Raw genomic sequence first — 24738 nt, forward strand, 5'->3', positions numbered from 1 at the left:
AACACGACCGTTAAGCCCTCCAGCGCCGATGGTACTTGGACCGAAGGGTCCTGGGAGAGTAGGACGCCGCCAAGCAACGAAGAAGAGCACTGCCGATAACCTCGGTGGTGCTCTTTTGCTATTCTGGAACTTCAAATCAACAAATTAACTGGAAAACCTACAGTTAATTTTGAATAAATCCCCTCTTCGAGACAATTAATTGTAAAACCTGCAGCTAATTCGGAGGGTTCGAGCCATTTCAGCGGAAAAGCGCGAAATTAGCTGGAGGTTTTCCATCTAATTTACTCCGGCGACCTATAAAGACCAAATTAACTGTAGGAAATCCAGTTAATTTGGTAAATCCAAAGTGTGTTAGGCAGGGCCACGAGGGTTAGACGGAGTTGTGGGAATTAGGCGGTAACCCGGGAGTATAGAGCTGGTGTATAGGAGCAGTATCAGTGCTAATATAAGTAACTGCAACAGCAATATGAAAATTACCAATCCAGTATGAGTTACAGAGCCAGCATAGAACCGGCATAGAGCCGGCATAGAACCGGCATAGAACCAGCACAGAGCCAGTATAGAACCAGTATAGAACCAGTATAGAACCAGTATAGAACCAGTATAGAACCAGTAACATTAACAGTATCAGTACCAGTATCAGTATCAGCAACAGAATTAGGGTACAAAGCACTCGTAACAATGGTCCGCGGTACACGGCCCGTGGAACAAGGCCCACAAGGTTGAACCATTTTGTCCTCCGCCATTTAACCCCACGCTTGAAATTAAATATTGTATATCGTACCGTATCTACAGGGATCATTTTTTCGTTTATAACAGTGAGATCAAATATAGAGAGCATGATCTTCAGGAGGTGAGCCAAGATGCGCAAAGAGCAAATGGATGGTCAGTCGACGACAGGGACTGAAAAGAAGCTGACGGATATGGCAGAATGGGTTGGAAAGCATCAGCAGGCACTTCGTCAGTACTGTCGTTCCCTGGCCGGTTCTCCGTGGGAGGGGGATGATCTGGTGCAGGATACCTGGCTCAAAGTGTGGTCCGCTTTGCTTGGAGGAGTTCAAGGGGAGCGTATTACGCGAGCCTATTTGTATCGTGTGGCACGTAATGCGTGGATCGATCGGAACCGCAAGAAAGTGGTGTCTACCGTTCGCCAGCCTTTGGAAGACGATATTCAGACGCAGGAGGTTAGTTCCATCGAGGTATGGACGGCCATGGAAACTTTGGTTCAAAACCTGGCTCCTGCACAGCGGACCGCTCTGCTGCTGGTAGATATTTTGAAATATACTGCTGCCGAAGCAGGCGTGCTTGTCAATTCCACGGAGGGAGCGGTGAAAGCTGCCTTACACCGGGCCCGTACTAAGTTGAAGGCGACGGTGAAAGTTGGAGCTGATCAGCAGAATCTGGACGCAGACACGTCAGAGCATGGTTCAAAGTCAGCCTCCAAATTTACTGGACGATATGAGCGCGAGGAGTATGGCGAGGTCAAAAAAGAAGCTGATGAGCTGATGACCTATGCTTATCTTGAGGCCTTCCGTCAACAAAATACGGCGGCAATGATCATGCTGATGAATGACGGAGCACCCAAGGATGCAGTCGTATCCGTTTTGCATGCACATCGCCGGACTGACCGCGCACGGTCAGCTTCCCACCAGACAACGATCCGGAATCTCTCCATGCCATTGGCCGCCTAATCTATGGAGGTGTTTGTATGAGTACGGTAATTCCATATGTAATTGAGCAAACGGGACATGGGGAACGGTCCTATGACATTTACTCGCGTTTGTTGAAAGACAGGATCGTGTTTCTGGGCTCGGCCATCGATGATCAGGTTGCTAACAGCATTACAGCGCAAATGTTGTTGCTTGCCGCGGAGGATCCCGAAAAAGATATCCACTTTTACATTAACAGTCCGGGTGGTTCCACTTCGGCAGGCTTTGCGATTTACGATACGATGCAATATGTTAAACCGGATGTTCAAACGATCTGCTCAGGAATGGCCGCCTCGTTTGCGGCAATACTGTTGATGTCCGGAGCGAAGGGGAAACGGTTTGCACTGCCGAACAGCGAGATTATGATTCATCAGCCTCATGGGGGAACTCAGGGCCAGGCAAGCGATATCGAAATCAGTGCGAAACGGATTATCCGGATAAGAGAACGGCTGAATGAAATCGCCGCGGAACGAACCGGGCAGCCGGTCGAGCGGATTGCACGGGATATGGACCGGGATTATTTTTTATCCGCCGAGGAAGCGAAAGACTATGGGATTCTCGACCAGGTAATTTATAGCTCAAGAGCTGTGAAATAAGCGAGCCAGCCTGTGCTCACATCAAAACCGTCGTCCGTAAGGATGGCGGTTTTTGTATGTTCGGCCAAATCGGCAAGAATGGAATGGGGAGGTTTAGGGAAGTAATATTTTCAAATAAACCGCCTTGTAGCCTGTGTTGTACATGCCCGAGAGACACTCGTACGCGCTGAAAAGGCGATTGGTTTTTCCACACGCTTATCCTTGACAGCCTATAGGCCCTTTGCTAAGATGGCAATAATATATTTTCGTAAGTACGAATTCGGCCTTGATTTATAAGGAAAATAGACCGGACCCGATCAAAAACAAGGAGGAAAACCAAAGGTGTGGGAAAGTAAATTTGACAAGGAAGGCCTTACATTTGACGATGTATTGCTCGTTCCCCGCAAGTCGGAAGTATTGCCAAAAGAGGTGGACGTGTCCACGAGACTGAGCGACAACGTGAAGCTGAATCTGCCATTGATCAGCGCAGGGATGGATACGGTAACGGAAGCGGCGCTGGCTATCGCCATGGCTCGTGAAGGCGGCATTGGGATCATCCATAAAAATATGCCGATCGAGCAACAAGCGGAGGAAGTGGATCGGGTGAAACGTTCGGAGAGCGGCGTTATTACGAATCCGTTCTCGTTGTCGGCTGACCACCTTGTCTCCGATGCCGAAGTCGTAATGGGCAAATTCCGGATCTCTGGCGTGCCGATTGTGGACGAGGAGAATAAGCTGATCGGTATTTTGACCAACCGCGACTTGCGTTTTGTTCATGATTACAGCATTAAAATCAGCGAGGTCATGACTCACGAAAACCTGGTAACCGCGCCAGTTGGGACAACCCTGCAGGAAGCCGAAGTGATTCTGCAAAAACACAAAATCGAGAAGCTGCCTTTAGTGGATGACAATAATGTATTAAAAGGCCTTATCACCATTAAAGATATCGAAAAAGCCATTCAATTCCCTAACGCAGCCAAGGATGCCCAAGGCAGATTGCTTGTGGGCGCTGCTGTCGGGATTTCCAAAGATACTTTTGAACGGACTGAAGCATTGGTAAAAGCCGGTGTGGACGTAATTACAGTGGATTCGGCTCACGGGCATCATATTAATATTCTGGAAGCTGTTGCCGAACTGCGTAAACGGTACCCGGGTCTCACAATTATCGCAGGTAATGTGGCGACAGGAGAAGCGACCCGTGCTCTGATCGAAGCGGGAGCTTCGGTTGTAAAAGTCGGTATCGGACCGGGTTCGATTTGTACAACCCGCGTAATTGCCGGGATCGGCGTTCCGCAAATTACGGCCGTATATGACTGCGCAACGGTAGCCCGCGAATACGGGGTGCCGATTATCGCGGACGGCGGCATTAAATACTCCGGTGAAATTACGAAGGCGATCGCCGCCGGAGCCCATGCAGTCATGCTCGGCAGCTTGTTTGCGGGCACCGAGGAAAGCCCTGGGGACTCGGAAATCTACCAAGGCCGCCGCTATAAAGTCTATAGAGGGATGGGTTCTCTGGCTGCGATGAAGCAAGGCAGTAAGGACCGGTACTTCCAGGATGACGACAAGAAGCTCGTTCCGGAAGGTATTGAAGGACGCGTGGCGTACAAAGGCCCGCTTTCCGATACCATTACCCAACTGATCGGCGGATTGCGTTCCGGCATGGGATATTGCGGCACCAAAACTTTGGACGAGTTGCGCAACGATACGCATTTTGTACGGATTACCGGGGCTGGACTTCGGGAAAGTCATCCGCATGACGTACAAATTACGAAGGAAGCTCCGAACTATTCTCTCTAAGTTAAAAACGATGTCCAACATATACCAAATCAAGCAGGGTGGAAATCACCCTGCTTGTCTTTTTTTGCGGTAGGCCCTGTGATAGAATAGATAAAGCAAATGAACGAGATTATGAGAGGAGCTTTAAGAACATTGAAACTGAAGAATAAACATCGCACAACTTCAAAATCAAAACGGAATAACCTCCGCAAAGGCGTGGCTTCCGTTCTGTTGCTGAATATGCTGTGCTTCTCTCTGGTTCCGGCGATGGCGCTGGCGGAGGGGGAGCAAACGGAGTCTACGACAACTTCAACCAAACCTGCATCCCAGCAAACAGGAGCCGTTAAAATTCCTACCGCTGAAGAACTCGATCTGAAAGTAAGCTCTGCTATTTTGCTGGAGCCGGTATCGGGACAGGTCCTTCTTAACATTAATGGTGACACGCCCTTGCCTCCGGCAAGCATGACGAAAATGATGACGGAATATATCGTGGCGGATCTCGTAAAGCAGGGGAAATTCGGTTGGGATGACGTGGTGACGGTCGGTAAGAATGCGGCCCAAACGATCGGTTCCCGGATTTTTCTCGCAGAAGGGGATCAACATACCATAAAAGAGTTGTACATCGCCATGGCGGTCGGTTCCGCCAATGACGCTACCGTAGCCTTGGCTGAGCACGTGGCCGGCTCGGAGCAGGCATTTATAAAGATGATGAATGACGAAGCCCAACGGATGGGCATGACAACCGCGCATTTCGCGAACTCGACGGGTCTTGATATCAAGGATATGCCGGAGGAATTCCGGACGCCGGGTGACCAAGAAACGGTCATGTCGGCGATGGATGCGGCCATCCTTGCTAAATATATCGTAACGGACCACCCGGATTTTTCCGATTTTACGTCGCTTCAAACCTATCAATTCCGGGAGCGCGATACTAAACCTATCGTAAACTATAACTGGATGCTGGAAGCGAATAAGAATGTAACGAACTTTAAACAGTTCGCTTACGAAGGACTCGACGGACTTAAGACCGGCCATACAACCAACGCAGGCAATTGTTTTACCGGAACGGCAGAACGGAACGGTATGCGCTTGATCAGCGTAGTTATGGGAACCTCTTCAGAGAAAGCCCGTTTCGTAGAAACACGTAAAGTTATGGACTACGGTTTCAATAATTTTGAAACGAAGCAAATCATTCCTCCGAAATCAACGGTAGCAGGCACCGAAACCGTAACGGTAAATAAAGCGAAGAATACTTCCGTATCTGTAGTTAGCGATGAGGGCGTAAGCTTTGTTATTCCTAAAGGCGCGGACGTAAGCACGGTTCAAGCCAAAGTGGAGTTGACGAGCGAAACCCTGACGGCGCCGTTAAAACAAGGGACCAAGGTAGGGACGGTGACTTACTCGTTCAAGCCTGACGGAATGAATCAGACGCTGGAGAAAAAGGTCAACCTGATCACGACCGAGGATGTCGAGAAAGCCGGTTGGTTCAAGCTGTTGATGCGTGCGATCGGAGACTTCTTCCGGGATCTGTTCAACGGCATCAAAAACCTGTTCTAGCAAGCAATCCCGAGCATACGAGTTGTATATTTCAGGACAATATTGTAAAATATCAAGTTAGATTATTATCGGGAGGCAGGGACATGGAAACAGGAACATCGCGAGTAAAAAGAGGCATGGCTGAGATGCAAAAAGGCGGCGTTATTATGGACGTCATGAATGCCGAACAAGCTAAGATTGCCGAAGCGGCCGGGGCGACCGCCGTTATGGCTTTGGAACGGGTTCCTTCCGATATTCGTGCAGCCGGCGGCGTAGCCCGCATGGCGGATCCTACAATCGTCGAAGAGGTTATGAAGGTTGTATCCATTCCCGTGATGGCCAAAGCGCGGATCGGGCATTATGTCGAAGCGAAAGTTCTGGAATCTCTCGGGGTAGACTATCTGGATGAGAGTGAAGTTTTAACCCCGGCAGATGAAGTGTTCCATATTGATAAACGTGATTTTACCGTTCCTTTCGTATGCGGGGCGAAGGATCTTGGCGAAGCGCTGCGCCGGATTAGCGAAGGCGCGTCCATGATCCGTACCAAAGGCGAGCCCGGAACGGGAAATATTGTTGAAGCGGTCCGACACATGCGTTTGATCAATAGCCAAATCCGCAAGGTGCAGAGCATGTCGAAGGACGAGCTGTATGCGGAAGCCAAAAACCTGGGCGTAGCCTATGATTTACTGCTGGAAGTGCACGAGAACGGCAAGCTGCCGGTCGTCAATTTTGCGGCGGGCGGGGTTGCGACTCCTGCGGATGCTGCCCTTATGATGCATCTTGGAGCGGACGGCGTATTTGTAGGTTCCGGGATTTTCAAATCCGATAGCCCGGAGAAATTCGCCCGTGCGATCGTGGAAGCTACAACGCATTATACCGATTACAAGTTGATTGCCGAAGTGTCCAAGAATTTGGGTACGCCGATGAAAGGCATCGAAATTTCGAAGTTGACCGCTGCTGAGCGGATGTCCGATCGCGGCTGGTAAGAACCGGTTGAGACCGGCATGCAATACCGTAATACAAGCACAGACAGCTGGGCATGGGGAAAGTAGGGTGGACGATGAAGGTAGGCGTATTGGCGCTGCAGGGCGCCGTAGCGGAGCATATACGAAGTATTGAAAGCGCTGGGGCCGAAGGCGTCACCGTAAAGCATGCCGGACAGCTGGATGAGCTTGATGGCTTGATTATTCCCGGCGGGGAAAGCACGACCATCGGGAAACTGATGCGCAAATATCAGTTTATTGATGCGATTCGTGACTTCGCTAGTCAAGGCAAGCCGGTCTTCGGAACTTGCGCTGGCCTGATCGTCATGGCCAAGGAAATAGAAGGCGGAGAAGAAGCCCACCTCGGGCTGATGGACATCAAAGTTTCCCGCAACGCTTTCGGCCGCCAGCGGGAGAGCTTTGAAACCGATCTTGAGGTGAAAGGACTTAGCGAACCGCTGCGCGCCGTATTTATCCGTGCCCCGCTCATCACGGGGATCGGCGAAGGCGCGGAAGTACTGTCAACGTATAAGGATGAGATTGTAACAGCCCGCCAAGGGCACTTGCTCGTTTCATCCTTTCATCCGGAGTTGACGGACGATTATTCGCTTCATGCCTACTTTTTGGAAATGATTAAGAGTTATGAAGCGGCCGTAAAGTAAGGCCATAAGAGACACCTTGACTCTTTTCCAAGGGTTAAGGTTGTTTTCTTTCTAATAGGAAGATAAGTTTTCCGGCGATCCCGGGGGTCATGGTCAAGCTTCAAGAGCCGGCACGGCTGCCACGGGATGATTCTAGGAGGGAATACCCATGTTGGATGTAAAAATATTGCGAAATGATTATGCACGTGTCGAAGAAGCGCTGAAGAACCGCGGAAAATCGCTTGCTCTGATCTCGAATTTTCCGGAGCTGGACGAAAAACGCCGGGAGCTGCTTCAAGAGAGCGAGACGCTGAAAAACCGCCGCAATACCGTGTCGGCTGAAGTGGCCCAGCGGAAGAAGAACAAGGAAAACGCCGATGAGCTGATCGTAGAGATGCGTGAGGTAGGCGACCGGATCAAGCAATTGGACGATGAAGTCCGTGAGCTTGAAGCAAAAATCGATGAATTGACGCTGAATATTCCGAACATTCCTAGCAGCACTGTACCGGTCGGCGCCTCGGAGGAAGAGAATGTGGAGGTTCGCCGTTGGAGCGAGCCGAGAACGTTTAACTTTACGCCAAAAGCGCATTGGGACATTGCCGGTGAACTGGGCATTCTGGATTTTGAAGCCGGTGCCAAGGTTACGGGCTCGCGGTTTACTTTCTATAAAGGATTGGGAGCACGGCTGGAGCGGGCGCTCATCAGTTTCATGATGGATCTGCATAGCACCGAGCATGGATATGAGGAAATGCTGCCTCCATACATCGTGAACCGGGACAGCCTGTATGGGACGGGGCAGTTGCCGAAGTTTGAGGAAGATCTGTTCAAACTGACCGAGAGCGACTACTATCTGATCCCAACCGCTGAGGTGCCGGTCACTAACTATCATCGCGACGAGATTTTGACTGCGGAAGAATTGCCGCATAATTATGTTGCTTACAGCTCCTGCTTCCGTTCCGAAGCCGGCGCTGCAGGTCGCGATACGCGGGGGCTGATTCGTCAGCACCAGTTCAACAAAGTAGAGATGATCAAAATCGTTCATCCCGACACCTCGTATGACGAGCTGGAAAAGATGACAGCTAATGCGGAGCGGGTATTGCAATTGCTGAATCTGCCTTACCGTGTGCTGGCACTGTGTACGGGAGATCTTGGTTTTACGGCTGCGAAAACCTATGACCTTGAGGTTTGGCTGCCGGAGAGCGGCGTTTACCGCGAGATCTCTTCATGCTCGAACGTAGAGGATTTCCAGGCCCGCCGGGCCAACATCCGTTTCCGTCCCGAGCCGAAATCCAAGCCGGAATTTGTGCATACGCTGAATGGATCGGGACTGGCCGTAGGCCGTACGGTAGCCGCAATTTTGGAAAATTATCAACTCGAAGACGGCAGCGTGGAGATTCCGGAAGTGCTGCGTCCATATATGGGTAACTTGCAAGTAATTGCCAAGCGAAAATAACTTGATTACATTTCTTGTCTGTGATAGAATCTGATTTGTTACGCAAATCAGATTCATCTTTGGAGAGGTACCGAAGCGGTCATAACGGGGCGGTCTTGAAAACCGTTAGGGTGCAAGCCCACATGGGTTCGAATCCCATCCTCTCCGCCATACATATCTATTAAGGGGGCGATCATCGTCCTCTTTTTTGCGTTTTCCGGCGGCATAAGACCAATGCTGTTTCCCTGAATAAAGAAGCCTTTATTGTTGCAGTCTAACATAAGCGGTACAATTCACAGGAAGGGGGGAATCCCTGATGACTAAACCGAAAACGTACACCACGCCCGGAACCCAGCCGGAAGTGCAAAGAGAACAAGGACATGGAGGAGCGGAGCCGCTTTCCGGATCCAAAAAGGTGAAAAATCGGAATCATGTGAGCCATAACAATCCCCAAGGGAGCTGAATCACTGGCTCGAACCCTCTTTTTTGATAAATGAAATTAAGCGGATTTGTGTGATCACCCGGTATGGTTCATGCCGGGCTTTTTAGTGTACTCTCGAATTTTCGCAAATCGGGGATTCAACGGAGGCGCATGCCCTGCGCTGGGGATCATATATCGCCAATTTTGAATAAAGCAAGACACAAAGCTCATAAAATGTCATAATAAAGATAGGGCAATTATTAACCGATGTTCAACGAAATGGAGAGATGGAGAAAAACTAACCCTATTCTGAAAGGATCGTGATGCGATTGAATTTTGTAGAAACCAACATCCCTTCCCCGGAAAACTTTGTCAAGACGGAACCGCGCCAGCATAAAAAAAAGAGTTTGGGCAGCATTGTGCTCAGATTTATCTTTATAGTTATCGGTGCCATTCTGGTCTCTGTCGCACTTGAGCTGTTTCTTGTTCCTAACAAGATTACGGACGGCGGGGTCACCGGCATATCTGTCATGTCCTCCTATCTGTCTCAACTACCGTTAGGTATTTTTCTGTTCCTCTTTAACCTCCCTTTCCTGATTGTCGGTTATAAGCAAATTGGTAAAACCTTTGCCATTTCCACACTGGTTGGCATTACCGTCATGTCTATCGGCACTGCTCTGCTTCATCCCGTTGATCCGTTTGTTACGGACACGTTGCTGGCATTTGTATTTGGCGGCATTTTGCTCGGTTTGGGTACTGGGATTGTAATCCGGTTCGGTGGTTCGCTGGACGGTACCGAGATCGTAGCCATACTCATTTCCCGTAAGTCCCCGTTCTCCGTCGGAGAAATTATTATGTTCTTTAACTTTTTCATTCTGTTGAGCGCTGGATTCGTATTCGGATGGGAACGGGCATTATTTTCCCTGTTGGCCTATTATATCGCCTATAAGACGATAGATATCGTCGTAGACGGTTTGAACGAATCGAAATCGGCTTGGATCATCAGCGATCAGATTGAAGAGATCGGCGCAGCCATTGTAAACCGGTTAGGCCGCAGCGTTACTTATTTGGCCGGTGAAGGCGGTTTTTCCGGCGATCCCAAAAAAGTAATTTTTTGCGTGGTTACTCGCCTGGAGGAAGCTAAGCTTAAGGAAATTGTAAACCATTTTGATGAAAATGCATTTTTGGCTGTAGGAAATATCCATGATGTGAAAGGCGGACGTTTCAAGAAAAATGCAATTCACTAAATTTTTCAGAAATGGGTTTCCGCTTACATGAAAATGGTTTATGATATGGAAGGGTTTGTATTTTTGTAAGTCTTTTTAGGACGGAGAGGAGTCTTTAATGTCAAGAAAGCTTTATATGTCAGCTTTGGTGTTGCTAATGTCGGTAGTTCTGGTGCTGTCCGGCTGTAATGCCAAAAAAGAGCCAAAAGAGGCGCTGGGGAGCGCCGCGATTCAGGCACTTAAAATGGATTCATATGTTGCTACGAACCAAATTAAAATTGTGGATCTGACCTTTGATGCCGGAGCTTCCGCAAATGCGGAAATCGGCGCCGTGTTCTCCATGTTGAAGAATGCGGAAATCAATGTAAATCAGATTTATCAAAAGGATCCGATGCAAACGGAGGCTACGCTGGAAGTAAAATTGACTGGCGATATGTCTACGACGATTACGATTCCATTTGTAATGACCAAAGAAAAAATCTACATCAAAATTCCGAACATTCCGTTCCTGCCGATGCCGGAGAGCGTTGTAGGGAAGTTCCTGGTCATGGACCTGAAAGAATTGGCTGAACAAAGCGGAGAAGAATTTAACCCGGACATGTTCAACCCTGAAAAATCGCAGAAGCTCGCGGGAGAAGTATCCAGTGCGATACTTGCGGAATACGATTCGGCTACTTATTTCAAAAATGTAGAGCCGAAAGATGTAGAACTCCCTGATGGATACAAAGCGAAGCAAGTCGTTCAATTTAACGTGACCAACGACAATGTCAAGGAAGCCTTAACGATCCTGATCAACAAGGCGCTTCCGAAGGTGCTCGATATCGTCGGCAAAGAGGAATACCGTACGATGCTGAACCTGCAGCCTGAGGACATCGAAGAGTTGAAGAAAGAATTGGAAGCAGGCAACCAGGATGAGCTGGGTAAGGCGTTGGACGAAATGAAGAATTATTTGAAGATCAACAAGTTTACAGTGAATACAGCCATCGATAAAGAGAACTATCCTTCTTATTCCGATGTGAATGCGGATGTGGAAATCAACGATCCGGAAACGAACGAAAAGGTGAAGCTGGCGTTGCAAATGAAGAGCACGTTCAGCAAAATCAATGAAAAACCGGCGTTTACCATCGGTATTCCTACAGATACCATTACGATGGAGGAATTCGAAGCAGAAATGGGCGGTCTTGGTTACTAAGCACCAGTCCTAACTCATAAAACCCGCGTGAATCTTAGCGATTCACGCGGGTTTTTTGTTGTTTCCCCGTATCGTGGCGTTGAGTACGCCGGGGGTTAACTTTTCTTGCGTAGGTTCCGGAAAAACTGGGTGAGCAGGGAAGCGCACTCCTCCTGCAGTACGCCGGATACAACTTCTGTCCGGTGGTTAAACCGGGGCTCTTGCAGCAGATTCATGAGCGTTCCGGCACAGCCGGCTTTCGGGTCGGGAGCACCATAAACGACAAGCGGAATGCGGCACTGGACGATCGCCCCGGAACACATCGGGCACGGTTCCAGCGTGACATACAACCGGCAATGGAGTAGCCGCCAAGCGTCCAGCGTCTCGCTGGCTTCGCGTATGGCGATCATTTCGGCGTGCGCCGTTCCGTCTTTGGAGCTTTCCCTTAAATTATGGCCGCGGCCGACGATTTGATCGCCCAAGACGATGATCGCGCCAATAGGCACTTCCCCGATGGCTTCTGCTTTATAGGCTTCACGGATGGCCTCTTGCATCCAATATTCATGGGTTTGCGTGGAGGGGGGAGGCTCCGGGATAAAAGGTAATGGCATAAGATAATTAGTCTCCTTTTGACAAGTTAAGGCACAGGTTGTCCGGCGAACAAATATTCGTTCTTAACATGTTGTGGACAACACTGTGGACAACCCCGGTTTTATCCCCATTCTTATTCACATATCCCACTTTAGAAATGTTGATATGTTAACAATATGTGCATAACTTTTTTGGTTTTTACGGGATGATGGTGATAAATAGGTATTTTTTCTTATTGTAGGGAATGTATCTGGGAAATTCAACGTCTTTGCAAAACTTGTCGTTACGGGTATGATGGGGGTAAGTGTCGAACCATTCCAAATATCCCCAAGTTTGCTGAAGGGGGGAGGAGCCATTTGTCGATAAAAATCAAACTTTCTTTAATCATGACCGCTTTTGCAGTAACGCTTCTCTCTATAAATACTGTTCTTAGTTTTTTCACCACCCGGGATAATTTACGCAAAGACAGTGAAGCAAACATGATGATGACCGCCAAGCAAATCGCTTTGGCTGTCGAACAGAGCCGTTCGGTATACGAATATATCAAGAATGGTACGGATCCGGCAAGCACCCGGGACTTTATTGAAGATACGCTCAGAATGACAAGTCCGGAGAATATTACCCAAGAGTCGATGCGGGCAAACGACAATCTTCTTGAAATCACGGGAATCAATCCCGAAAGATTCGAACAGGATCAAAGTTTGATATTTGGAACGTACCAATACAAGAATGATTCGCTCATCGTCGACAGGGCCCGGTTGGCTTTGCAAAGAGGAGCGACCCTGCTTTATGAAACGGAAATCGACGGCAAGCGGGTTCTGGACAGCTTTATTCCGATTCAGCCGCAGTATAAGGAGCCTTATGTAATCCGGATCATATCGAGTTATGAACCGATCTCGGCGGCGATTTCCAAGCATATGTTAAGCCAGTTATCCATATCTATCGTGCTATTGCAAATCGTCATCTTTACCAGTTATATTTTAGCCGGAAAGCTGATCCGGCCGATTCAACATATTTTGATGAAAGTCAGTAGTCTTTCTTCCGGCGATTTTGATACCCGAATGGAGTTGTACAGGAAGGACGAACTGGGGCAATTGGCACAGCAAATCGACACGATGGCTGACAGTATTGGACATTACATGACCGTGCTTAGGCGGAAAAACGAAGAGAACCAATTGATTAAAGAACACTTGGAGTCCATCATTAACCAGACGGCGGACGCGATACATGTGACCGATCTGGACGGCAGCATCCTGCGGGTCAATACGGCCTTCGAGGAACTGTTCGGCTGGAACAGCGAAGAGATCGTCGGTTCGAGGCTGGAATTCATTCCGCCATCCTTGAGTGATGAACGGGAAGGGTGGTCCAAGGAAATCTGGCGAAACCGGCCTTTTGTCTTGACGGAAACGGTACGTTTACGAAAGGACGGCTCCGAGGTGCATGTAAGTATCAGCGAATCGCCGGTGTATGATGAGGATGGCTTAATCGTCGCCTTTATTAGCATTTCCAGGGATATGACGGAGCATAATAAAATGGAGGAACTGCTTCGCCGTTCGGAAAAATTAACGACGGTCGGACAACTGGCCGCGGGGGTTGCCCATGAAATTCGTAATCCGCTCACTACACTGCGCGGGTTTTTGCAGATGCAGCAGCGGACCAAGAGTATCAATCAAATGCATACGGATATTATGTTATCCGAGCTGGACCGGATTAATCTGATCGTCAGCGAGTTTTTGATTTTAGCCAAGCCTCAAGCGGTGCTGTTTGAAGTCAAGGATGTCCGGTTTACTTTGGGAGATGTCATCTCCTTGCTGGACAGTGAGGCTCATTTACATAACATTGAATTCCAGGCCCATTTCTCGTCGTCGCCTATTCTGGTACACTGTGAAGAGAACCAACTCAAGCAGGTGTTCATCAATGTGCTGAAAAATGCGATGGAAGCTATGCCATGCGGAGGTACGATCACGCTTCGCCTAGAGGAAGAGGAGGGGCGTGAAGCCGTTATTCAGGTCATAGACGAAGGTGAAGGCATTCCCAAAGAAAGATTGGAACGGCTCGGTGAACCATTTTATACCAATAAGGAAAAGGGTACCGGCCTTGGTCTAATGGTGACCCAGCGCATCATCGAGGGGCATAAAGGAAAGATGACCATCGATAGCGAGGTTGGAAAAGGTACCGTTGTGACCATTACCCTGCCGAGAGTAACCGAGATAAACAGGCTGGAAGATGTAACGACAAAGAAGAGTTTAGCATGAAGGGTGACAATGGAAGTGAGAATCAATAAATTCATCAGTGAAACAGGATATTGTTCCAGACGCGAGGCGGACAGGCTGGTGGAGTCCGGTAAAGTGACGATTAACGGCGAGACGGCGCTGCTTGGCAGCCAGGCGGAGGAAGGTGATGATGTCCGCATTAACGGGAAGCCTCTTAAAGAGAAGCCCGATCAGCATGTGTATATCGCCCTGAACAAGCCTGTAGGCATCACAAGTACGACAGAGCGGCATATCCGGGGGAATATCGTGGATTTTGTGAGTCATGACAAGCGAATATTTCCCATCGGACGGCTCGATAAGGATTCCGAAGGGCTGATTTTGCTCACGAGCGACGGAGATATCGTCAACAAAATCTTGCGGGCCGAAGGCAAGCACGAAAAGGAATATATCGTGACCGTGGATAAGCCGTTGACCCCGTCCTTCCTTAGAGCGATGGGAGAAGGGGTAAAGATTTTGGGGGAGATGACGCTACCTTGCCAGATTACCCGTATGACGGAGCGTGTGTTCCGGATTATATTGACGGAGGGCAAGAACCGTCAACTCCGCCGCATGTGCAGCGCTCTCGGCTACGAAGTACGGAAGCTGCAGCGGATCCGGATTATGAACATCCATTTGGGGAATCAGAAGATCGGCACATGGCGCGACCTGACGGAGCAGGAGAAGCAGGAACTGGGACAGGCGCTGGGTTATTCTCTTTTGTAGTTTAGACTTGATCTCAGGCCAAGCTATGGCTTCTGGAGGTTTGCTAACCTTATATGCTTGGTTAAATACAAAGGGCAGCCCAGATCGGGACTGCCCTTTTACTAGTGAAAGGATATTTTGTTAATGCGTAGCCGGCATGCCAATTTGCTGATCGCCGTCCTGATACTTACGGATGATCGATACTTCAACCCGGCGATTCTTGGCACGTCCAACATTCGTTTCGTTACTTGCGACCGGATGATACTCTCCGTAACCGATTGCGCTGAATTTCTTGGGATCCAGCTGGTTGTTCAGCAACAAGATTTTCATAAAATTCAGGGCCCGGACCGAGCTAAGGTCCCAGTTGGAAGGGAACTCATAATTGGAAATCGGTACATTATCGGTATGGCCGGACACGATGACCTCATAGTCGGGGAACTCCTGAAGCATAGCTGAAATCGCTTTGGCAAGGATACGGGCATCAGGCTTGACCTCCGCTTCCCCCGAAGGGAACAGCGCATTGTCGCTGATCGTGACCATCAACTGGGATTGATTAAGCTTGGTATTTAACTGGTCGGTTAAACCGTTATTCTTGATGTATGTGTCCAGCTGTTTTTTCAGGGATTCAAGATTCTCCTGCTCCTTGCGCATCAGCTCACTCTTTTTGCTGTTTGTAGAAGGTTTGGGAATCTCATTTTCACTGATGGAGTTCTTCGTATTACTGCTCATCGCATTATGATCGAGAACGCCGGATCCGCCGGTAAGCACGCTTTGAAACGCTTCACTCATTTCTTCAAACTTCTTGGCATCGACCGTACTCATCCCGAACAAGACAATAAATAAAGCTAGTAGAAGGGTCATCAAGTCGGAATAAGGCAGCAGCCAGCTCTCGTCAGCATGTTCTTCGTGTTCCTGGTGCTTCTTATTCTTTTTGCTCACCTTGACCCGCCCCCTTTTCTAAAATTTGCGCACGCTCGGCAGGGGTCAAAAATACGGCCAGTTTTTGTTGAATTGCGATCGTTGATACACCGGATTGGATGGAGAGCAGGCCCTCCACCATCATCAGCCGTATTTCCAGTTCTTTCTTGGAGAGACGCTTCAATTTATTGGCGATCGGGTGCCACATGACGTAACCGGTAAAGATACCGAACACGGTGGCGATAAAAGCGCCGGAAATAGCATGAGATAATTTTTCGATATCACTCATATCGGATAATGCGGCGATCAGACCGACGACGGCGCCGAGTACCCCCAGGGTAGGAGCGTACATCCCGGCTTGGGTGAAGATCTGGGCGCCTACCTTATGTCGTTCTTCGGTAGCGGCGATATCTTCCGTAAGCACGTCTTGAACGAAATCCTGGTCGTTGCCGTCAATAATCATCCGCATGCCGCCGCGCAGGAAGTCATCGTCGATCTCTTCCACCTTGGCTTCCAGGGCAAGAAGACCTTCCCGGCGCGTGATCGTAGCCCATTCCATAAAGAGAGTGATCAATTCAGCTTTGGTGATCATCTTGGGCTTGGTCATCGTTAATTTAATCAGCTTGGGGAATTTCTTAATCTCGGAGAGCGGAAAGCCCACAAACAACGTAGCTGCCGTCCCTACGAAGATAATTACAAAAGCTGCCGGGTTGGAGACCAGACTTTCTACAGGTGCGCCTTTCAAAAACATACCTAAGATAAGCGCCACAAAACCGAGAAGAAGTCCAATAATTGTTGAAATTTCCATTGCACACCTCGTCCTTGAGATAATTGATGCCATTTTCCTGTCTCCGCATCCTTGCTGGGGACATCGGATCTTACCAATAAATCCGAAAAACGGTTTATCTTTTTTATCGACAGATTTCCCTTTTTTTTTAAGGTGTTTTTTCCGGTATAATAATAATACAGTCTGTAAATGACAAGGATGAAGGGAGCAATATAGCAGTGGGCGTAAAGCATGGAAGAGATTATGAATATATTTTGGCAGATTTGACGGCGGCGGTGGGCCGTATTCCCGATAGCTATAAATTTTTTGAGATGGAGGCTTTGGAATGGCATGGGCTCTCGGATGAAGAGAGACAGGAGGTTCAAGAGGCGCTGGCCGAGGATCTATTCTTCGCGCTTGGCACCGAGCCGATGATTACGGTAGGGAGTGCTGTGGTTATCCACGATTCCGAAGGGCACCGGATAAATTTCCTGATCGGGGAAGAAGAGCTTACCTCTGTCCAACTAGTTTGATGGGAGATTCGCAAATTTTTGGATTATTGGATAGAGCATGGTAAAATATAAACTTGGAAGAAAATAAAGTGCTGCGATGCTCCAAGTGGGCAGTGATCGGGTCGAAGCTCTTTTTGCATGAACCGCCGGAGAGCGCAATATAATAAACAGATGTGGAATAGAGCTAAGGCTACGGGTCAACTGAATCCTAGACTGAAGGACTACATAGGAGTGGAAGTTTTGAAGAACGGGGAGGAAGAAAAATGCCGTTTACACCTCAAGAAGTAGAAGCGCATTTGGAAAAATTGGAAGGTTGGGAATTGGAGGAGGGACGTTGGATAATCCGTAAATATACATTCTCCAACTTTATGAAAGGGATCGCGTTCGTTGATGAGGTGGCCGCGATTTCGGAAGCATTTAATCACCATCCTTTTATTACCATCGACCATAAAACGGTGACGCTTCGTTTGACATCCTGGGAAGAGGGTGGAATAACGGCCGTAGATATTAAGGAAGCCCAGCAATATAACGAGGCATTTGAGAAAGCAAGAGCGGTTGGCTAAGCCTGGCTGACAGGTTGGAATGGAGTCAAAAGAAAAACGCCCGCCGGGACCCTAAAGTCCCGGCGGGCGTGTCTTTGTTGTGTCGTTATTTCTTCTCAGCAAGCCACATGGCAACGTTGGCGATTTCATCTTCCTTCAATTTGTCCTTGAAAGCAGGCATCATGCCGCCTTTACCTTTGGTAATGATGCCAAACAATTGTTCAGCTGACAGCTCGGATCCAATTTTCTGCAGATTCGGACCGGCTCCGCCTTGCAATTGATCTCCATGACAGGAAATACAATTGGCCTTGACCGTGGCTTCGGCCTGCTCTGCATTTAATGTAATTTCAGGCAATTGCGGCTTTTCTTCCTGCGCCACCTGATCTTTACCGGGCAATGTAAACATTAACACGGCTGCGAAGGCGCACGCCACGATGAGTATTCCGCTCATGATCCACTTCTGCATTTCAATCGTCCCTCCTATGTAAGCTACCCCTTCCATTATAGCGGAACATGCGCGGCGATCATAGCATTTGTGTCAAAAAAAGTAACGAATTATTTGTAGTATACGAAAAAAACGGTGTATTCATGTATGATTAGTCACAGACAAACTATCGAACTCGAAAGTTAATCCTGTCTAGGTAGACGTGGGCGTTCCGCGAAACACCATGCAGTAATAGGGCTTGGAAATACCCCCAGGCGTCATCTTCTCGTACAGGTCGGTGATGACAAAGCCTGATTTCTGGTAGGCCCGGATCGCCCGGGTATTCCAGGTCAATACCTCCAGGTCAATCACATCCCTCGGCTTCCGCCGCTGGGCCTCCTCCACAATGGCAAGTACAAAAGCTTTACCCAAGCCGTGGCCGCATAAATCAGGCCTCATGCCGATCCCTAGACGCGTAACCCCCTCCATAGGGAAGTACTGGGCAAATCCGGCAAGTTCGTCCTCCTGATTCAATAAAGAGACATACTGCTGCGCCCGTAAGGCGGGATTGCCGAATTCTACATCGAGCGCTTTCATTTGTTCCCAGGGGAGCCAGCTATAAATATCATAGGGAGAATCGTAACGCCAGGTGCTGATTTCCGCGCCGTGGCTTTCTTCCATGGGTACGATTCGGAATGCTGCGATCGGTTTTTCCATAATGCGCCTCCTTAAACGATAGGAATACATATGCGGTTACCCATATGGCTTAAGTTCTTTTTAACCTCACTCTATCGGGATTTTCTTTGATTGTAAAGGCTTTGAAATGGAGGATCGCAAGAAAGGAAGCACGAAAAAAAGTGCTGAACGGGGAAATTTCCTGTTTAGACTTATGCCAATGGGGTAAATTTTGGATATAGAAGGATTTGGATATGGAGTGAAGGAGATACGGACGGAGATTAAAAATATTTTTTTGGAAATAGGCCGCGTACAAGAAACCTTTTGATCCGATCCTTCGTTATATGAGTAAGATGATACAGAGAAAAAAAACCGCAGCCGATTCCTGCAAGAATCAGTTGCGGTCAGATGGGTTTTCGAGGTGAGGGCCTCAAAGGTGTCAGGGTGATCAGGATTCTGTGGCAAACGTTGTAAAGCTGGATTTGCTCAAAATTCTTTTTGCCCCGACATAACGCGTTTTATAATAGCTGTTGCTCAATTTGTCAGTTCGGATGCCTTTAGAGGAAGAAGCGTGTGCGAACTTATCGTCGCCCAGGTAAATGCCGACGTGGGACACTTTACCTTTACCCAAGGTGTTGAAGAAAACGAGATCTCCTGCCTTCAATTGGCTTTTTGCCACGGCCGTTCCTTGTTTGTACTGGGCTCCGGACACGCGGGCAAGATCGATGCCCATTTTTTTGAACACATACCTTGTAAATCCGGAACAATCAAAACCGTTGGTCGTAACTCCTCCGTATTTATAAGGTGTGCCGTACACGGACTTAACAACGCTGTTCAACGTGGTGTCTGCGAAAGCGCTTCCCGTTCCCATGGTGAATAGGATGGCCAAACTCGTAGCTGCTGCTGTGATCGTCTTTCTCAAGATGTAAAACTCCTTCCAAGGCCTGCGAGGTTAGCTTGAGGATTCGGTTGAAGGTTCCCTATGATCCTTATGTAGCGAGATCAATTCACCCAAAATGGTTCCCCCGTTTCCCGGGTGCCGGGAATTCGGCTGTTCTTAGTTGAATGCACCCGAAAAATACGACGTTACGACAGAAATTACAAAGTTGTTACTATTTACTCTGGTTATTTTACCAAGGCTAGCCGGACTTGGCAAGTTTGTTTCGGCAATTTTGAATAAATAAGTTAATTTGTCCTGTTTATCCCGGTCAGAACCGGGTAATGATTCCTAGGAAGTGTGCCTGAAAAAAAGAAAAACCCGCAGAAGTTGATTCCATAAAGAATCACTGCGGGCTTGACTGTTATTATTCTACTTCATCATGGTCCTGAACATCACCGGTAACTTCTTCATATTTGTCGGTGCTCATAATGCGCTTCGCGCCAACGTAACGCTCGACATAATACTTTTCGCTTAATTTGCTGATGACTACGCCCTTGGAAGAGGAAGCGTGAGCAAACTTGCCATCACCGACGTAAACGCCGACATGAGAAACGCCTTTGCCTGAAGTGTTGAAGAACACCAGGTCGCCGGCAATCAGTTGATCTTTCTCAATAGCGGTTCCCATTTTGTACTGGGAGCCTGATTGGTGCGGCAATTTAATGCCGATTTTCGAGAAGACATACATAGTAAATCCCGAACAGTCGAAGCCTGAGGTAGTAGTTCCACCGGAAACATATTCAGTTCCCAGGGCTTTGTCGATCACGCCATCGAGTTTGGATTCCGACGCGAAAGCGCTACCAGTTCCGATGGAGAAAAGTAATGCAAGACTTACTGCTGCTGCGGTTAACTGTTTCTTCAAGGAAATGCTCCTTCCAATGCCTACGAGGTTAGCTTAAGGATTCGGTTGAAGGTCCCCTATGATCCCTCTCTTGCGAGATCAATTCACCCAAAGTGGTTCCCCCGTTCCCCGCGAAGGGAATTCGGCTGTAATTTACATCTGACTTCTTACTTATTCAACACTCAACAGAAAACTCCTGCTAATAGTAACAAAAATAATTACAAAACTGTTACTGAAATTGTGCTGCTGTTATTGTAACAAAGGCAAGTATATTTTGGCAATGGTTATTTAGCAAGATTCAGAGGGGAAAACGCAGGACAAGGCCTCCGTAGAAGCGCGGAGGCCTTGTGGCACAAGGGATGATAAAAATTAAAAAAATTTAACTTTTTTGTGTCTTCGAATGCCATAGCTGATATTGAGAGGTTAGGGTCCAAATTTGAAATAGACTGCGGAAAAAAGGATAGGATTGCTGGAGGATGAGGGCAAGTAACCCGGTCCAAATCCAGGAGACGGTACCGAACAGTAAGAACATGACTGCTCCGGAAGCGCCGAGAATAAGCGAGATGGCGATCCCCGGCAACAGATATTTCAAGCTGACGAGCAGTGAGCCCCAGACTCCGGTTTTGAACAGGTAGCCAAACTGGGCAAACAGCAGCAATTGTCGGATAAGCCAGCCATAAGCGGCCCAGCCCAGAATAAACCCGCAGAAGATCAGGATCGGGACCAGCCTGTCGCCGGCAGGAATCAGCCGGAGCGCCAAGGCGTACAATTTCGGGATCATCCAAAATCCCGGTAAGGCTAATAGCGCCAGTTCCAGCAGGAAAAAGAGCGTGACGGGCTTCCAGAACTCCTTCATCCCCCGGAAGAGAGGGAACCCGGAGGCGCGGGCATCGGCAGGTACCAGCCCGTAGAGAATACCGGCCTGAAGCAGCGGCGTCAATAAGAGTCGAAGGACAACCATCCCGAGCAGAAGCCAAAAATATTGATGGATCGCCGGATTATGTTTTAGCTCAAATTGGCCTTCGATCAGATATAAGATCCGATTCAGTTGGTTCTGAGGGGAGTCCGGGTACCTGGACAGAACGGCGGTAACCGCCGAACTGACCAGCCGGTACAGAAACAATCCCCAGAGCAACTGGTACAGGAACAGGATGATCACGGAGGGAAACTGGCTCCTGACAAGCCCCCATCCATTTCTTACATAGGTCATAACTTTCCCTCCTAAAAGTTTTGTGAGCGTTACAACTATGATATGGCTTCGAACAAAACTGCTTCGTAAGCATCGGCTTGTTTTGTGAGCGTTACAACTATGATATGGCTTCGAACAAAACTGGCATCGGAAGCATTCGCTAAATTTTGTTGTGATCCAGCCTAATACACAAGAGTTCCAAGCAGAGTCTCCAGCAGTTTGACGATACTCAGGGTTGAGCGGGTGCTAACCGGTTCGTCGATTCCGGATTTCAGGTAATTGTTGATATGCTTGTTCTCCAGCACCAGTGAATAGTCGGGGTCAATTTGTACCCAATCCAGCGGCTCTTTGTATTGCAGCTTCATTCGGACGGTATCGCCTTCGCCGTTCCAGACTTTTCTGACCGTATGACCGTCTTTAAAGCTGAAGAGCAGCGGTATTTTAGGACTGTTTCCTCCCTTACGGCTTATTTCTACAGTCGATTCGTAGATAGTGGTGCCGTTTTGGGTAAGGGGGGTCACGGTTATCCGGTCTGCGGAGAAATCCGCCATTTTTCCTTCATATACATATTGGTTAAAGTAAGGCTTCCAGCTCTTTCCCGTCGTTTGTTCAACGACCCGTTGAAAATCGGCCGTGGTCGGATGCTTGAATTTGTACTTCTGGCTGTAGTTATATAGAATCCGCTTCATGGTTTTCGCGCCGACCTGGCGTTCGATATCGAGCAGAACCAGCTTGCCGCGATAATATGCATTCTTGGCGTAGACGTCCCCGGAACCGTACTTCCAGGACGGCAGGGTCAGGGAAGCTGGAGAAGAGATGAGTGCGGCCTGAATGGGCAGATTCGGAGCGATGCCGAATTCTTGCTCCATTAACTTGTCTTCGGCGTAGGAAGTGAAGGCCTCATCCAGCCAGGCTTCCTCGAATTCATTGCTGGCGATCATCCCGTAGAAAAATTGGTGCCCGATCTCATGAATGACCGTGCGTTCCAATTCGTCATAACCCGGGGAGTCGCTGCCAGCGCCGAATGCGGTGACCAGCGTCGGGTATTCCATGCCTCCGGCGCCGTTTCCGCCGATGGGCGGGACGACTACGGACAGCGTGGAATACGGATAGCGGCCATACCACTTGCTGAAATTCGAAAGAGCTACCTTGGCCGCATAGAAATACCGCTCTTTCAAGTCCTTATGAGCCGGATCCAGATAGAGCTTGATTCGTACGCCCGGCACCTCTGCCGAGGAGAACGGTTCTTCCGCGTATACGAAATCGGGAGAGGCGGACCAGGCAAAATCATGGACATCGTCGGCATAAAATTGGATTGCTTTGCGCCCGTCTTTTCGAACGGCCGGTTTGGTTTGAAAACCGGTTGCGGCCACGGTGTACGTTTCGGGTACATCAATATTGACGCTGTAAATCCCGAAATCGGAGTAAAATTCGGAATTGCCGTGGTATTGGTGCAGATTCCAGCCTTCCGCCGTTCGGCCGCGCGTCCCGGCCGATTCATAGACGCTCAGCTTCGGGAACCATTGCCCTGCCATCACGAAGTCGCCGGACGTACCCATACGGGCAAATATTTTAGGGAGCTTCACGGTAAAATTGATTTTCAGGGTTACGCTTTCGCCGCCGCGGACCGTGACCGGCAAGCGTACTTTGGCGAGTGTTTTGTCATGGGTGTTCCCGTCATCCGGTTGAACGAACTGAAGCCGGTGGAGCAAGGAAATGCCGTCCGTAGTCCGGATTTCGGTCAATTCCATCGATCCCCAACCGTCCTTCGGCATGACGTCGCTCCGAAGCTTACCGCCGGATTCCCTCATGAACGTAGAGTCCGCCGAGGCGAAGGCGTTAGGATATAAGTGCAAGTAGAGCTCATTGACGGCTTTTTTTCCGGGATGGGTCCAGGTCAGCGTTTCCGTACCTGTCAGCGTGTTGTCATCTTCATTAAGCTTGACTTGAATATGGTACTCGGTGACCCGGTCGCTGAGGATCTCCGCGGTCGGCTGCTGAATGCTTTCGGCCTGGGGGATGCCGGGTCCGCTCTTGACGGTTACTGGGGGCTTGGCCTTATCGGGCGCGAACGAAGATTGATTTGAAGGCCCCAAACTCAGGGTGTACCGGATAGTACCGGCGATGAGGAAGAGGGCAAGAATGGAAATGCCGAAGAATAAAGTTCGTCGGGTCATACAATGGATACCTCCCGTTGACAAGCATCTACAGCATGTATATGTTTGCATTTGGGAGATTATTAGCTAAAATTAAATTAAACCGATCCGCGGCACGGAAAGCCTCTGCGGAAAGCGAAATCGGCGGCTCACTCGCCGCTTGTCATAGACATTTTACTTATGGAAACATTGGGAGGGAATTATGGACAACAACCATTCGGAGTCGCAAAAAACAGGCAAGAAGATATTCGCACTGAACATAATCAGCAATGAGGAGAAGAGCAAGCACAAAGGGTTTGGAGCGGGCTCCATAGACCTGAACAGCATGTCTCCGGTCATTATTGACGGGGATGAGGCTTATATCGACATCGGTGCGATGCATGCCAAGAGCAAGGTAGAGAAAGGCATCAAGTTTTCCATGAACCGCGAAGATGTGCCGGCCGGCCGTCAGGTATGGGTCGTTTGGGTAGCTGTGGACCGCTCCCCCGAAGGACAGTTTTACGGAGGCATGACGGCTTGCGAAATGTGGATCGATACCGAGGCGCGCCGCGGGTGGAAAATTCTTGCCGATCACGTCAATAAAATGGACTATGCTTTGAAGCGCCGGTTCGTTCTGGACGGTTTGTCGACCGAGCAAAGAGGCGCGCTCAAAAAGCTGCTGATTGAAACGAACCAGGAATGGTGGGACCGTTCCTCCGATGAATTGAAGACGGCACTGGAATCGGAATGATCCATACCGGTCTGGTTAGCTGGTAACATG

The 24738-nt window shown here is 48.9% G+C and carries 24 protein-coding genes, 1 tRNA gene, 1 rRNA gene and 2 riboswitches; of the genes, 17 read left to right on the plus strand and 9 right to left on the minus strand.

The window, feature by feature from the left end:
- From rrf to ACLB09_RS24185, 12 genes are all read left to right on the plus strand, one after another.
- Nucleotides 1-75, plus strand: a 5S ribosomal RNA gene (gene rrf / locus ACLB09_RS25830); the annotation flags it as partial.
- 788 nt (nt 76-863) lie between these two features.
- Complete coding sequence (locus tag ACLB09_RS24135; RefSeq protein ID WP_410772385.1) at nt 864-1691, plus strand: RNA polymerase sigma factor; 828 nt, start codon at nt 864-866, stop codon at nt 1689-1691.
- A gap of 17 nt (nt 1692-1708) precedes the next feature.
- On the plus strand, nt 1709-2305 hold the full coding sequence (gene clpP / locus ACLB09_RS24140) for an ATP-dependent Clp endopeptidase proteolytic subunit ClpP (protein ID WP_410772386.1): 597 nt from the start codon (nt 1709-1711) through the stop codon (nt 2303-2305).
- Between the two features lie 321 nt (nt 2306-2626).
- Nucleotides 2627-4084 carry an IMP dehydrogenase gene (guaB, locus tag ACLB09_RS24145; RefSeq protein ID WP_410772387.1) on the plus strand — a complete coding sequence of 486 codons (1458 nt, stop codon included), beginning with the start codon at nt 2627-2629 and terminating at the stop codon, nt 4082-4084.
- A gap of 111 nt (nt 4085-4195) precedes the next feature.
- Nucleotides 4196-5620, plus strand: a complete 1425-nt coding sequence (locus ACLB09_RS24150; protein WP_410772453.1) for a D-alanyl-D-alanine carboxypeptidase family protein — start codon at nt 4196-4198, stop codon at nt 5618-5620.
- 83 nt (nt 5621-5703) lie between these two features.
- The gene (gene pdxS / locus ACLB09_RS24155) at nt 5704-6585 is read left to right on the plus strand and encodes a pyridoxal 5'-phosphate synthase lyase subunit PdxS (RefSeq protein ID WP_410772388.1); all 882 of its coding nucleotides are present in this window, start codon (nt 5704-5706) and stop codon (nt 6583-6585) included.
- 74 nt (nt 6586-6659) lie between these two features.
- Nucleotides 6660-7244 carry a pyridoxal 5'-phosphate synthase glutaminase subunit PdxT gene (pdxT, locus tag ACLB09_RS24160; protein ID WP_410772389.1) on the plus strand — a complete coding sequence of 195 codons (585 nt, stop codon included), beginning with the start codon at nt 6660-6662 and terminating at the stop codon, nt 7242-7244.
- Nucleotides 7245-7392: 148 nt separating this feature from the next.
- Nucleotides 7393-8676 (plus strand): serine--tRNA ligase, encoded by a 1284-nt coding sequence (serS, locus tag ACLB09_RS24165; RefSeq protein WP_410772390.1) that lies wholly within the window; start codon nt 7393-7395, stop codon nt 8674-8676.
- Between the two features lie 61 nt (nt 8677-8737).
- A tRNA-Ser gene (locus tag ACLB09_RS24170) sits at nt 8738-8826 on the plus strand.
- Nucleotides 8827-8971: 145 nt separating this feature from the next.
- Nucleotides 8972-9118, plus strand: coding sequence for a small acid-soluble spore protein P (locus ACLB09_RS24175; protein ID WP_410772391.1), 147 nt, complete (start codon nt 8972-8974; stop codon nt 9116-9118).
- 365 nt (nt 9119-9483) lie between these two features.
- Nucleotides 9484-10323 carry a YitT family protein gene (locus tag ACLB09_RS24180; protein WP_410772454.1) on the plus strand — a complete coding sequence of 280 codons (840 nt, stop codon included), beginning with the start codon at nt 9484-9486 and terminating at the stop codon, nt 10321-10323.
- A gap of 97 nt (nt 10324-10420) precedes the next feature.
- A complete protein-coding gene (locus ACLB09_RS24185) occupies nt 10421-11494 on the plus strand; it encodes a DUF6612 family protein (RefSeq protein WP_410772392.1) in 1074 nt (357 codons plus the stop codon).
- Between the two features lie 95 nt (nt 11495-11589).
- Here the strand turns inward: ACLB09_RS24185 and tadA are convergent, their stop codons facing one another.
- A complete protein-coding gene (tadA, locus tag ACLB09_RS24190; RefSeq protein ID WP_410772393.1) occupies nt 11590-12084 on the minus strand; it encodes a tRNA adenosine(34) deaminase TadA in 495 nt (164 codons plus the stop codon).
- 336 nt (nt 12085-12420) lie between these two features.
- Here tadA and ACLB09_RS24195 point away from each other — a divergent pair, with 336 nt between their 5' ends.
- Nucleotides 12421-14319 carry an ATP-binding protein gene (locus tag ACLB09_RS24195; RefSeq protein ID WP_410772394.1) on the plus strand — a complete coding sequence of 633 codons (1899 nt, stop codon included), beginning with the start codon at nt 12421-12423 and terminating at the stop codon, nt 14317-14319.
- A gap of 15 nt (nt 14320-14334) precedes the next feature.
- Nucleotides 14335-15039: a 23S rRNA pseudouridine(2604) synthase RluF gene (rluF, locus tag ACLB09_RS24200; RefSeq protein WP_410772395.1), complete on the plus strand. Its 705-nt coding sequence runs from the start codon at nt 14335-14337 to the stop codon at nt 15037-15039.
- A 120-nt stretch (nt 15040-15159) separates the two neighbouring features.
- Here the strand turns inward: rluF and motB are convergent, their stop codons facing one another.
- Both motB and motA read right to left on the minus strand, forming a co-directional pair.
- Nucleotides 15160-15957 (minus strand): flagellar motor protein MotB, encoded by a 798-nt coding sequence (motB, locus tag ACLB09_RS24205; protein WP_410772396.1) that lies wholly within the window; start codon nt 15955-15957, stop codon nt 15160-15162.
- Nucleotides 15941-16744 (minus strand): flagellar motor stator protein MotA, encoded by an 804-nt coding sequence (motA, locus tag ACLB09_RS24210; protein WP_410772397.1) that lies wholly within the window; start codon nt 16742-16744, stop codon nt 15941-15943. The genes motB and motA overlap by 17 nt, the downstream gene beginning before the upstream one ends.
- Before the next feature lie 197 nt (nt 16745-16941).
- On the opposite strand from motA, the gene ACLB09_RS24215 reads away from it, so the two are divergent.
- Both ACLB09_RS24215 and ACLB09_RS24220 read left to right on the plus strand, forming a co-directional pair.
- A complete protein-coding gene (locus tag ACLB09_RS24215; RefSeq protein WP_410772398.1) occupies nt 16942-17235 on the plus strand; it encodes a hypothetical protein in 294 nt (97 codons plus the stop codon).
- A 242-nt stretch (nt 17236-17477) separates the two neighbouring features.
- Nucleotides 17478-17777: a 4a-hydroxytetrahydrobiopterin dehydratase gene (locus ACLB09_RS24220; RefSeq protein ID WP_410772399.1), complete on the plus strand. Its 300-nt coding sequence runs from the start codon at nt 17478-17480 to the stop codon at nt 17775-17777.
- An 85-nt stretch (nt 17778-17862) separates the two neighbouring features.
- Here ACLB09_RS24220 and ACLB09_RS24225 read toward each other — a convergent pair whose 3' ends face one another.
- The 6 genes from ACLB09_RS24225 to ACLB09_RS24250 all read right to left on the minus strand — a co-directional run bounded on the left by ACLB09_RS24225 (nt 17863) and on the right by ACLB09_RS24250 (nt 23999).
- Nucleotides 17863-18222: a c-type cytochrome gene (locus ACLB09_RS24225; protein WP_410772400.1), complete on the minus strand. Its 360-nt coding sequence runs from the start codon at nt 18220-18222 to the stop codon at nt 17863-17865.
- A 171-nt stretch (nt 18223-18393) separates the two neighbouring features.
- On the minus strand, nt 18394-18897 hold the full coding sequence (locus ACLB09_RS24230) for a GNAT family N-acetyltransferase (RefSeq protein ID WP_410772401.1): 504 nt from the start codon (nt 18895-18897) through the stop codon (nt 18394-18396).
- Nucleotides 18898-19303: 406 nt separating this feature from the next.
- A complete protein-coding gene (locus ACLB09_RS24235; RefSeq protein ID WP_410772402.1) occupies nt 19304-19777 on the minus strand; it encodes a C40 family peptidase in 474 nt (157 codons plus the stop codon).
- A 4-nt stretch (nt 19778-19781) separates the two neighbouring features.
- Nucleotides 19782-19918: riboswitch (cyclic di-AMP (ydaO/yuaA leader) on the minus strand.
- A gap of 241 nt (nt 19919-20159) precedes the next feature.
- Complete coding sequence (locus tag ACLB09_RS24240) at nt 20160-20654, minus strand: C40 family peptidase (RefSeq protein ID WP_410772403.1); 495 nt, start codon at nt 20652-20654, stop codon at nt 20160-20162.
- A 2-nt stretch (nt 20655-20656) separates the two neighbouring features.
- A riboswitch (cyclic di-AMP (ydaO/yuaA leader) is annotated at nt 20657-20791 on the minus strand.
- Between the two features lie 221 nt (nt 20792-21012).
- Nucleotides 21013-21843 (minus strand): hypothetical protein, encoded by an 831-nt coding sequence (locus tag ACLB09_RS24245; protein ID WP_410772404.1) that lies wholly within the window; start codon nt 21841-21843, stop codon nt 21013-21015.
- Nucleotides 21844-22004: 161 nt separating this feature from the next.
- Nucleotides 22005-23999, minus strand: a complete 1995-nt coding sequence (locus ACLB09_RS24250; protein ID WP_410772405.1) for a M1 family metallopeptidase — start codon at nt 23997-23999, stop codon at nt 22005-22007.
- A 181-nt stretch (nt 24000-24180) separates the two neighbouring features.
- On the opposite strand from ACLB09_RS24250, the gene ACLB09_RS24255 reads away from it, so the two are divergent.
- Entirely contained in the window at nt 24181-24708 is a 528-nt protein-coding gene (locus tag ACLB09_RS24255; protein WP_410772406.1) for a YwhD family protein, read from the plus strand.
- The last annotated feature ends 30 nt before the right edge of the window (nt 24709-24738 follow it).

This window comes from Fontibacillus forbon, assembly GCF_046559655.1.
Classification (GTDB): domain Bacteria; phylum Bacillota; class Bacilli; order Paenibacillales; family Paenibacillaceae; genus Fontibacillus.

Excerpts from the sequence above, each read along its gene's own strand:
- ACLB09_RS24245 (WP_410772404.1), bottom strand. The coding sequence starts at position 21,843 with ATGACCTATGTAAGAAATGGATGGGGGCTTGTCAGGAGCCAGTTTCCC.
- ACLB09_RS24230 (WP_410772401.1), bottom strand. The coding sequence starts at position 18,897 with ATGGAAAAACCGATCGCAGCATTCCGAATCGTACCCATGGAAGAAAGC.
- motA (WP_410772397.1), bottom strand. The coding sequence starts at position 16,744 with ATGGAAATTTCAACAATTATTGGACTTCTTCTCGGTTTTGTGGCGCTT.
- pdxS (WP_410772388.1), top strand. The coding sequence starts at position 5,704 with ATGGAAACAGGAACATCGCGAGTAAAAAGAGGCATGGCTGAGATGCAA.
- ACLB09_RS24175 (WP_410772391.1), top strand. The coding sequence starts at position 8,972 with ATGACTAAACCGAAAACGTACACCACGCCCGGAACCCAGCCGGAAGTG.
- pdxT (WP_410772389.1), top strand. The coding sequence starts at position 6,660 with ATGAAGGTAGGCGTATTGGCGCTGCAGGGCGCCGTAGCGGAGCATATA.
- ACLB09_RS24225 (WP_410772400.1), bottom strand. The coding sequence starts at position 18,222 with ATGCAGAAGTGGATCATGAGCGGAATACTCATCGTGGCGTGCGCCTTC.
- ACLB09_RS24185 (WP_410772392.1), top strand. The coding sequence starts at position 10,421 with ATGTCAAGAAAGCTTTATATGTCAGCTTTGGTGTTGCTAATGTCGGTA.
- ACLB09_RS24150 (WP_410772453.1), top strand. The coding sequence starts at position 4,196 with ATGAGAGGAGCTTTAAGAACATTGAAACTGAAGAATAAACATCGCACA.
- clpP (WP_410772386.1), top strand. The coding sequence starts at position 1,709 with ATGAGTACGGTAATTCCATATGTAATTGAGCAAACGGGACATGGGGAA.
- ACLB09_RS24220 (WP_410772399.1), top strand. The coding sequence starts at position 17,478 with ATGCCGTTTACACCTCAAGAAGTAGAAGCGCATTTGGAAAAATTGGAA.
- tadA (WP_410772393.1), bottom strand. The coding sequence starts at position 12,084 with ATGCCATTACCTTTTATCCCGGAGCCTCCCCCCTCCACGCAAACCCAT.
- ACLB09_RS24135 (WP_410772385.1), top strand. The coding sequence starts at position 864 with ATGCGCAAAGAGCAAATGGATGGTCAGTCGACGACAGGGACTGAAAAG.
- ACLB09_RS24255 (WP_410772406.1), top strand. The coding sequence starts at position 24,181 with ATGGACAACAACCATTCGGAGTCGCAAAAAACAGGCAAGAAGATATTC.
- ACLB09_RS24250 (WP_410772405.1), bottom strand. The coding sequence starts at position 23,999 with ATGACCCGACGAACTTTATTCTTCGGCATTTCCATTCTTGCCCTCTTC.
- serS (WP_410772390.1), top strand. The coding sequence starts at position 7,393 with ATGTTGGATGTAAAAATATTGCGAAATGATTATGCACGTGTCGAAGAA.